Origin of the sequence: Haloferax sp. Atlit-12N (genome assembly GCF_003383095.1) — an archaeon.
Lineage (GTDB): Archaea > Halobacteriota > Halobacteria > Halobacteriales > Haloferacaceae > Haloferax.
Genome location: NZ_PSYW01000012.1, coordinates 1 through 4,065, shown reverse-complemented (window position 1 = coordinate 4,065; position 4,065 = coordinate 1). Strand labels below are relative to the sequence as shown.

Sequence of the window (4,065 nt, the reverse complement as noted above, 5' to 3'; positions counted from 1 at the left end):
CGACCGATGACGCCGTCACCGAGGTGCCCGCGCCGCGCCTTCACGCCGGACCCTGTCCGGCGCGGCGCGGCACCGACGGCGCCCCCACAGACAAGTGCGGGGGGTGAACCTCGAGGTGAGCGCGCGGTCACCACCATATACCCAGCCGGTCACCGCGGGTCGGCGCCTCGCCGACGACCGTCCGTCGGCAGACGCAACGGAAGCGGCCGCGGCGCCGAGGCGGCACGGCCGGGGGGTATACGGTGGTGAACGGCGTCGCATACGGCCACAGCGAGGCCGCAGAGAGCGAGGACCCGCCGGAACAGCACCGCGCCCGGACCCGCACGAGCCTGTCCCGTCCGTCGCAGACGCAACGGAAACGCCTCGTGCGGCAGCCCGGTGCGGGCTGGACGCCCGCGGACCCACAGCTCGTCGCGGCCGAGTTTGAGCGCATGCCCGGCAGGCCGCACAGCCAGCCCTGAGTGAGCCCCGGACCGTGGCATATTGGGGGTGAGCACGGCGAACCCCCAATAGCCACCGCAGCCCGGGCGAACGAGGGGTGAGGGCAATCGCCCGAACGGCGAGCAGCCCGCCCGGACCGCGCAAGCGGCCACGTCTGAGCCAGCCGGCCGGTGGCGCGACCGCAGCGAGGGAGCGCCGACCCAACGGCTGGTGAAGATGCAGCCAGCCCGGTTTCGGTCACGGCCCGGTCGCGGGCCGAGCGCTCGCAGGCCCGCCCTCGGGGCTGACCGGTATCGGGTGGCTGCACCCGGCCCGACCCGGCCCCGCGACCGTGACCCGTCCGTCGCAGACGCAACGGCAGCGCGAAACGCCCGGGCCCGGCAGGAACGGTCTGCCCGCCGGAGCGCGCACAACCCGAGCAGTCGCCCCCCAAACGTACCGACACAACTTACCTCCCAAACACGTTTGATTGCTATGTTAGCGCCCTAGCTTGCTATCAAGATCGTTGAGGACGTGGGGCTCGTCTCCACCCCAAATGAAACACAAGCACGGAGTATCTCACGCTTACTTCGAACATGGCAGCAGGACGAGGTCGTCAGGTATGCTCTCCAAAAACTAACTCAGCAGACGTCGTCCAACTCTCACCACGTGATCTCAAATCGTGCGCCACCTTCAGAACCCGTTGTAACGGCAATATCCCAACCATGGCCCTCGACAATTTGAGAGACGATCGAGAGCCCATAGCCAGTTCCGTCAGCAGTTGTCGAATATCCATGGGTAAATATCTCTGACCGAATCGGCTCAGCGATTCCAGGGCCATCATCTTCGATATAGAGTCCCGTATCGTCAGGGAGGCTTCCAACAGTCACAGTCGCCCCAGCACCAGCATGTTCAACAGCATTGCGAAACAAGTTCTCTAGTAGTTCCTGAAAACGACTCTTATCCGCGGCGATCACTCCGAGATCATCGTCTAGTTGGAGCGTCGCTTGCTGTGTCTCAACGCTACTCCACGACGCATGGAGACACTCACGGATATCAACCGACTCGGTCTCACCAACGACTTCGCCTCTTTTTGAGAGGGCAAGAATGTCGCTGACGAGATCATCGATTCGAGCGAGTGATGCTAAGGCCCGCTCTAGTTCAGGGCTCTCGGACTGTTCATGGGCGATCTCAGTATACCCATACGCGATAGAGAGTGGGTTCCGAATATCATGTGTTAAGATGTCGGCGAACTCATTCAGCCGGTCCTTCTGCTCTTGAAGCTGCGACTCTCGCTGTCGCTGCTCGGTGATATCCCGAATGATGCCAGTAAAATACTGTTCCCCATTGTGTTCGTGTTCACGAAGGCTGATAAGGGTCGGAACCTCGCGTCCGTCCTTGTGCAACGCCGGGAGCTCGATCCCATCCCAGTCGATATTGCGCTCTCCAGTCGCCACATACGAGGCTAATGCAGCCACGTGGACTGGTTCCAAGCGCTCTGGGATGATTTTCATTTTCGAACTCCCAATCAACTCAGCGGGTGCATAGCCGAGAATATCCTCAACGGCTGGATTGGCATACACGATATTGCTGTCCGAGTCGATCGTCAACATCCCTTCAGCTGCATTTTCGACAAGTGTCTGGTAGAAATCATCGGCGGAAATTGGTGGTGGCTGAGCGTCCTTCATATAAGATCACTATTACTAGTCAGTAGTTATGGGTTCTTCAGGATGTTGCTGCGAGACAGACTATGTCTCAGTTGAGGGTTGATTACGATCCGACTCCGGAGTGAAAGGGGAAGAGGGAACCTTCTGACGTGTATCATACCAGGCACCCTGAGACACGCCACTACTGGTGGGTGAGAGGCACTCAGCACGAGTCTGGTCGTTCACGGGTGTGTGTAATTAATCTATCAGGTCTATCCCTGAGATCTTGATAGGAGATTTTGATTGAGACTCGTATTACCAGTACACACCACAATTTCCAGTAAAGCACCTCGGTTTCGGTCTTCTGGCCCGGGCAAAGACGATCTCAGACTCAACTGGGGCCATATATTTTCATCGGGGGAAGCCACCATGCCGTCATTGCGAGTAGTAGCGGTTGTCGTTGATCTCGTTCACCGTAAGCATTGATTTCAACGGGACATCATCCAGACGGTCTGCTGGACGTTCGTTAGTCTCGGTGTGTGCTTTATTTTTGCAGGTCGTAGCGCTCACTCACGGGGGTTCGTGACCGCTGTTACGTGCGTTTCGACGTGTTGAGGGAGTTAACGAGTAGTCGTCAAGCGTGTCGACGACGTTAGCAGGAAACCCTGTGGGGCATTGGTGGTACGGAGACATCATAACCCAACTCGAGTTAACCAACAACGATTGGTCTTTTCAGCTGGAATGCGACACCGCGTTCGGTCGCCGAACCAGCCAGTTTCGACGGCGTAGCTGGACTATCGTGGGTGTCTCGTTGTGACCTGAAAAGACCAAGAAGGACATCAACATCGACTTTGTTGGTTAAGCGAGCCTCGCGGCTCGTTACTCTCCGCAGTCGAAAGTTCACCCCAACACGTCGACGTACGTCGATGCTTCTACCAGCACACATCATGGCGGTCAATTCTCGGGGGTCGCCCGCTCGTTCGACTGTAATGGTCAAGTCGCCCGATTCGTAGTCGGCCTCGAAGTCGACGGTGTACGCGTCTGAGTCGTAGGCGGTGTGATAGGCACGATGGCGTTTGAGCGAGCCAGTCGGCTTGAAGTGGAAGAATGCAGCCGACGTGTAGGGTATGCTCTGCGCCTCAATCTGTGTCTCGACAGACGCCAGTAGCGCGATCTGGGGCGTCTCCGTGTCGATACTCGCAGCGAACTCCGTCGCTTCCTCGACGGTTGCTTGCGAATGTGTTGGTGTCTCGCCGGTGAGGACGTTCACCGAGGTTTCTGTGTCGTCGGTGAACAGGACGTCTTCGAACGTGTGTGTCCCGAGGATCGCCTCGGGATCCAACTCGCAGTCGTGGAATGGACCGTCGACTGAGGTCATCGAATCACGAGCCTACGGCGGGGCTCACCCATTCTGGTCCCTGAAAAACAGCAGCAGCCACGAAGCAGATCGGACTAAAGGGGATTTGTTGGAACCCTCAGAACCTGACAGATGTCGAGTGCTAAATATAGAGGATGCAGTCAGCAACCGATTTTCATTCGTTGTGGGCGTCGCCTGTCGATTCGAGTCGAAACAGATAGTTGGACGCTGTCTTAGTGTATCCGATCGGTTTCATGGACTCGATCATGTCCGCTCGATCCGCGACGCGACCGGGCTTGGGTTCGAAATACCCCTCGACACCTCGGCTGAGACGTGAGCCACGTACCACACCCACGAGTTCCCAGTCCGGATCCAGAGCCGCCACACCTGCGTCTGCATGGCTGTTATTCACCAACAGATAGCAACCCAGCCGCACATACCGCTTGCAGTAGTGCGAAATCGGACCTGCATACTGAGAGAGCAGCAGATCCACAGGGGCTACCGCTAGTGGTTCGCGGTAGTCGCCGTGGATGAACTGAAACGAATATGGCACACGCTGTTGCACCGCCCCGTCCGCGAAGAACGCGGGACAGCGTTGATCCATGTCGACGTAGGTGACATCTCGAAAGATGACACTCGGCG

The 4,065-nt window shown here is 58.3% G+C and carries 2 protein-coding genes and 1 pseudogene; all 3 read right to left on the bottom strand.

The features are described 5' to 3' along the window. Window positions 1-1,082: 1,082 nt before the first annotated feature. Window positions 1,083-2,108, bottom strand: a complete 1,026-nt coding sequence (locus tag C5B90_RS19520; protein WP_115883590.1) for a nitrogen regulation protein NR(II) — start codon at window positions 2,106-2,108, stop codon at window positions 1,083-1,085. A gap of 925 nt (window positions 2,109-3,033) precedes the next feature. Then, window positions 3,034-3,444: pseudogene (locus C5B90_RS21280) on the bottom strand (hypothetical protein); the annotation flags it as partial. A gap of 154 nt (window positions 3,445-3,598) precedes the next feature. Next, on the bottom strand, window positions 3,599-4,065 hold a 467-nt coding region (locus C5B90_RS19510), incomplete at its 5' end, for a hypothetical protein (protein WP_115883589.1).

What these genes read in the sequence shown, in the direction of transcription:
- C5B90_RS19520 (WP_115883590.1), bottom strand. Translation starts at nt 2,108, where the DNA reads ATGAAGGACGCTCAGCCACCACCAATTTCCGCCGATGATTTCTACCAG.